6 protein-coding genes are annotated in these 4,965 nt (G+C 76.1%); 4 read left to right on the forward strand and 2 right to left on the reverse strand.

Going from position 1 to position 4,965, the window contains the following annotated elements; all coding sequences use genetic code 11:
• Positions 1–49: 49 nt before the first annotated feature.
• Entirely contained in the window at positions 50–1,540 is a 1,491-nt protein-coding gene (locus ACFUVW_RS19515; protein WP_430572959.1) for a leucyl aminopeptidase, read from the reverse strand.
• A 63-nt stretch (positions 1,541–1,603) separates the two neighbouring features.
• Between ACFUVW_RS19515 and ACFUVW_RS19520 the strand changes: the two genes are divergently transcribed.
• Genes ACFUVW_RS19520 through ACFUVW_RS19535 form a run of 4 tightly spaced genes read left to right on the forward strand, consistent with a single transcriptional unit; the run spans position 1,604 to position 3,754 of the window.
• Positions 1,604–1,963, forward strand: coding sequence for a hypothetical protein (locus ACFUVW_RS19520; protein WP_430552621.1), 360 nt, complete (start codon positions 1,604–1,606; stop codon positions 1,961–1,963).
• Positions 1,960–2,445: a hypothetical protein gene (locus tag ACFUVW_RS19525; RefSeq protein ID WP_430572960.1), complete on the forward strand. Its 486-nt coding sequence runs from the start codon at positions 1,960–1,962 to the stop codon at positions 2,443–2,445. The genes ACFUVW_RS19520 and ACFUVW_RS19525 overlap by 4 nt, the downstream gene beginning before the upstream one ends.
• Positions 2,442–3,551 (forward strand): quinone-dependent dihydroorotate dehydrogenase, encoded by a 1,110-nt coding sequence (locus ACFUVW_RS19530; protein WP_430572961.1) that lies wholly within the window; start codon positions 2,442–2,444, stop codon positions 3,549–3,551. Before ACFUVW_RS19525 ends, ACFUVW_RS19530 begins: the two co-directional genes overlap by 4 nt.
• Positions 3,548–3,754 carry a hypothetical protein gene (locus ACFUVW_RS19535; RefSeq protein ID WP_430572962.1) on the forward strand — a complete coding sequence of 69 codons (207 nt, stop codon included), beginning with the start codon at positions 3,548–3,550 and terminating at the stop codon, positions 3,752–3,754. The genes ACFUVW_RS19530 and ACFUVW_RS19535 overlap by 4 nt, the downstream gene beginning before the upstream one ends.
• Before the next feature lie 46 nt (positions 3,755–3,800).
• On the opposite strand, the gene ACFUVW_RS19540 is transcribed toward ACFUVW_RS19535, so the two are convergent.
• Positions 3,801–4,965 (reverse strand): PLP-dependent aminotransferase family protein (locus tag ACFUVW_RS19540; RefSeq protein ID WP_430572963.1); only part of this gene is annotated, 1,165 nt, incomplete at its 5' end.

The following is a 4,965-nucleotide window of genomic DNA, read 5'->3' on the forward strand; positions in this document are numbered from 1 at the left end:
CCCCCGCGGGGTGGCCGGGCGCCGTCGGGCTACGGGCCGTTCGGAGAGGTCAGGCGCCCGCGCGACCCTCGAGGAACGCGAGCATCGTGCGCACGCCGACACCGGTCCCGCCGGCGGGCGTGTACCCGAACGAGGAGCCCTCGTTGTACGAGGGGCCCGCGATGTCCAGGTGCGCCCACGGCGTCTCGCCGACGAACTCGGCGAGGAAGTGCGCGGCGAAGAGCATGCCGCCCCAGCGGCTGGGGGCGGAGTTGACCATGTCCGCGACGGTGGACTTCAGGCCGGCCTTGAGCTCCGCGGGCATCGGCATGGGCCAGAACGCCTCGCCGGCGACGTCGGCGGCGGCCTTGACCTCGTCGCGCACCGCGTCGGAGCCCATCACGCCCGACGTGCGGTTGCCGAGCGCGACCATCTGGGCGCCGGTGAGCGTCGCGATGTCCAGGACGACGTCGTGCCCGTCCTCGACGGCGGCGACGAGGCCGTCCGCCATCACGAGGCGGCCCTCGGCGTCGGTGTTGGTGACCTCGACGGTCTTGCCGCCGCGGATCGTGATGACGTCGGCGGGGCGCTGGGCGTTGCCGCCCGGCATGTTCTCCGCGAGGCAGAGGTACCCGGTGACGGCGACGGGCAGGCCGAGGCGAGCGGCCGCGAGGACCGTGTGCAGCACGGCGGCGGCGCCGGCCATGTCGGACTTCATCGTCGGCATGCTGGCCGGCGGCTTGAGCGAGATGCCGCCGGTGTCGAACGTGATGCCCTTGCCGACGATGGCGACCTTCTCGGTGGCCTTGGCCGGCGCGTACGACAGCTTGACGAGCCGCGGCCCGCGCGACGAGCCCTGCCCGACGCCCACGAGCCCGCCGTAGCCGCCCGCCGCGAGCTGCTTGTCGTCGAGCACCGTGATCTTGACGCCCTTGACCCCCTTGGCCGCGGCGCGCGCGGCGTCGGCGAAGGCCGCCGGGAACAGCTCGTTGGGGGCGTCGTTGACCAGGTCGCGGGTGCCGTGCACCGCCGCGGCCAGCACCTCGGCGCGCGCGACGGCGGCCTTGGCGCGGCCGGACCGGGAGAACGACGTGACGACCTGGACGCTGCCGACGGCGCCCTTGGTGTCCTTGCCCGTGCGGTACCGCGTGTAGGAGTAGGCGCCGAGCAGCGCCCCTTCGACGACCGCGCCGAGCTCGTCCTCGTCCACCGCGGGCAGCGCGAGGGCCACCGTGTCGGTGCCGGCGAGCTCGCGGGTGGCGGCGCCGGCGGCGGACCGCAGCACCTCGTGCGGGAACGTGCCGTCGGCCGCGCGCTCCCCGAGACCGGCGAGGACGACGACGTCCGCCGCGACGCCGTCGCCGGCGGGCACGCGCCGCACCTCGTCGCGGGCGCCGGTGACGCCGAGCCGGGGGGCGAGGGTCTCGATCTGCCGCACGAACGACTCGGGCAGCTGGTCCGCGACGACGGCGACGCCGTCCGACGTGGAGCAGGTCCCGACGACGAGGGCGTCGACCTTGAGAGAGCTGGGATTCTTGCCGGTGAGGGTGAGGTCTGCCACGCGCCGATGCTATCCCCGTCCCGCGGCCGCCGTCGGGCGCCCGACGGCCGGTAGTCTGCGGGCGTGGTCCTTCCCCTGCTCATCGTCGTCCTGCTGGCGTGCGCCGCGCTCGCCGGGTGGGCGCTGTGGTTCGTCGTCCAGGACCGCGCCGTGATCCTCAAGCAGCTGATCGGCGCCGCCGTCGTCGAGGCGCTCGTCGTCGTGCAGGCGGTGGTGGCCGGCGTCCTCATGGTCACGCGCGACCACCCGGTCGACGGGCCGCTGTTCTGGGGGTACGTCGCCACCGCCCTCGTGGTGCTGCCGATCGCCGCGATCTGGGCGTTCGCGGAGCGCACCAAGTGGTCGTCCGTCGTCCTGGCGGTGGCCGCCCTCACGGTGGGCTTCCTCGACTGGAGGCTGTGGCAGATCTGGGGCGCGGCATGAGCGGCCCCGCCCCCGCGACCGCCGCGGGCGGGCGCCGCACCGGCACCGGCTTCGGCCGGCTGCTCGTCACCGTCTACGGCATCCTCGCCTTCGCCGCGATCGGCCGGTCGTCGTACGAGCTGGCCACCAAGTTCTCCGAGGCGCCCGTCGCCTACTCCCTGTCCACGCTGTCCGCCGTCGTGTACGTGCTGGCCACCGTCGCGCTCGCCAAGGGCGGGCCGCGCTGGCGCGTCGTCGCGTGGGTGACCGTGGGGTTCGAGGCCGTGGGCGTGCTCGCGGTCGGCGCCGCCTCGGTCGCCTCGCCCGACGTCTTCGGCGAGACGACCGTGTGGTCCGGGTTCGGGCAGGGCTACGGTTACGTGCCGCTCGTGCTGCCGTTCGTCGGGCTGTGGTGGCTGTGGCGCACCCGCCCGCACGGGGCGCCCGCCGACGGTGCACCGACGACGCCCGAGCCCCCAGCCCCCGACCCGGAGGTCCGATGAGCCCGTACACCCTGCTCTTCAACGGCGTCTTCCGCCGGATGGACCCCGAACGGGCGCACGAGCTCGCGTTCGGCGCCATCTCGCTCGCCGGGCGGGTCCCCGTCCTGCGGGACGTCGTCCAGGGCGCCCTGGCGCCGTACCTGGGCCGGGGCAGCGGCGGGCCGGGCAGCATCGAGGTGCTCGGCCGCACCGTGCCCGCGCCGTTCGGGCTGGCGGGCGGGTTCGACAAGAACGCCCGCGCGATCCGCGGCCTGACGATGCTCGGCTTCGGCTTCGTGGAGATCGGCACCGTCACCCCGCGCCCGCAGCCCGGCAACGAGGCGCCGCGCATGTGGCGCGAGCTCGACGTGCGCGGGATCCGCAACCGCATGGGCTTCAACAACGAGGGCGCCCCCGCCGCGGCGGCAAGGCTCCGGGACCTGCGGGCCACGCCGGCGGGCCGGGCCGTCGTCGTCGGGGCGAACATCGGCAAGAACAAGACGACGCCTGCGGAGGCCGCGGCCGACGACTACGCCGCCTGCGCCCGCGAGCTCGCCCCGTGGGCCGACTACCTCGTGGTGAACGTGTCGTCCCCGAACACCCCGGGGCTGCGCGACCTGCAGACCACCGCCGAGCTGCGCCCGATCCTCACCGCCGCGCGCACCGCGGCGGACCAGGCCACCGCCGCCGCGGGCACGCGCCGGGTCCCGCTGCTGGTGAAGATCGCCCCCGACCTCGCGGACTCCGACGTCGACGCCGTGGCGGACCTCGTCACCGAGCTGGGCCTGGACGGCGTGGTCGCCGTCAACACGACCATCGGTCACGACCGCGGCCCCGGTGGGCTTTCCGGCCCGCCGCTGCTGGCCCGCGGGCTGCAGGTCGTCGCGCGGCTCCGCGAGCGGCTCGGGCCCGAGCCGGCGATCATCGGCGTCGGCGGCATCTCGACCGCGGACGACGTGCGCGCCTACCTGCGCGCCGGTGCCGACCTCACCCAGGGGTACACGTCGTTCATCTACTCCGGCCCGTTCTGGCCGTCCCGGGTCAACCGCGCCCTGACGCGCACGCGCGGGTCGGTCGCGGCCGGCAGCATCGACCGCGGCGACGACACCACCGGGAGCGCCGCGTGATCCGGCCGCGCTGGGAGTGGGCGCTGGACGACGCGGAGGAGCGCGCGCTCGCCGTGCCGAGCCCGGTCTTCACCACGCAGTACGACGCGGAGCAGTGGCTCGGGGAGCACTGGCGGGAGCTGGCCGCCGCCGGCGCCACCGTCGCCCGGCTGCTGCACGACGGAGCGCAGGCGACGCCGGGAGTGGTGCTGCCGTCGGTCTGACGGCGGGGACCTGACGGCGGGGACCTGACGGCGAGGACGCGGCGCCTCAGGCGCCCGCCGCGACCTGCGCCCATGCCCGGGCGAGCCGCGGCACGGCGAGGGCGAGCTGCTCGGGCTCGCGCGTGAACGTCAGGCGCACGCGGTCGCGCGACGACCGGTCCGGGGTGAACGCCGGCCCGGGCGTCACCAGGACGCCGTGGCGCACCGCGGAGGCGGCGAGCGCCTGCGCGAGCGGTCGGCCCAGGTCGGCCCAGAGGCACAGCCCGCCCGCCGGCACGGGCACGCGCCAGTCCGGGAGGGTCTCGCGGACCAGGTCGACGAGCAGGTCGCGGCGTGCCCGCAGCTCGGCGACGCGCCCGGGCAGGATCTCGGCGGCGCGGTGCAGCAGCTCGACGACGGCGAGCTGCTCGAGAACGGGCGTGGCGATGTCGGCGGACTCCCGCACGCGCGCGAGTCGGCGCACGACCTGCGGGTCGGCGCGCACCCAGCCGACGCGCACCCCGCCCCAGAACGACTTCGACGCCGACCCGATCGTCACGACGTGCGGGGAGGCGCCCGTGCCCGCGAACGGCTCCGGTACCCGCGACCCGGGGCCGAGGGCCAGGTCGGTGAGGGTCTCGTCGCCGACCACCGTCGTGCCCGTGCGGTCCGCGAGGTCGCGCACGGCCGCCCGCGCCTCGGCCGACATCGTGGCACCGGTGGGGTTGTGGAAGTCCGGGACGAGGTAGACGAGCCGGGGCCGGGTACGCCGCACCGCCGAGGCGAGCGTCTCGACGTCGCCGACGGGGACCCCGACCACCCGCCCCCCGAGACGCCGTGTCGGCTCCAGGGCGTGGAAGTACGTGGGGGACTCGACGACGGTGGTCTCGCCGCGCCCGACGAACGCGGCCGTGAGCACGGAGATCGCCTGCTGCGCGCCCGTGGTGACGAGGATCTGCTCCGGCGTGGTCGGCACGCCCCGCGCGGAGTAGCGGTCGGCGATCGCCGACCGCAGCACCTCGACGCCGAGGTGCGCGTAGCCCCCGGTGGAGAGGTAGCCGGGCAGCACGTCGAGGGCCGCGGCGTAGGCGTCGTGCAGTGCCGACGTGGCCGACGGTGTCGCCTGGGCGAGGTCGACCGGGGCCTCGGGTCGTTCGTCGCCGGACGGGTCCGCGGGGGCGTCGCCGGCCGCGACGGGCACGCTCCCGCGCGCCGCGCCCGCGCCGCGCGGG

It is taken from the genome of Isoptericola sp. NPDC057391, from assembly GCF_042668085.1.
In the GTDB taxonomy this organism is placed as follows: Bacteria; Actinomycetota; Actinomycetes; order Actinomycetales; family Cellulomonadaceae; genus Isoptericola.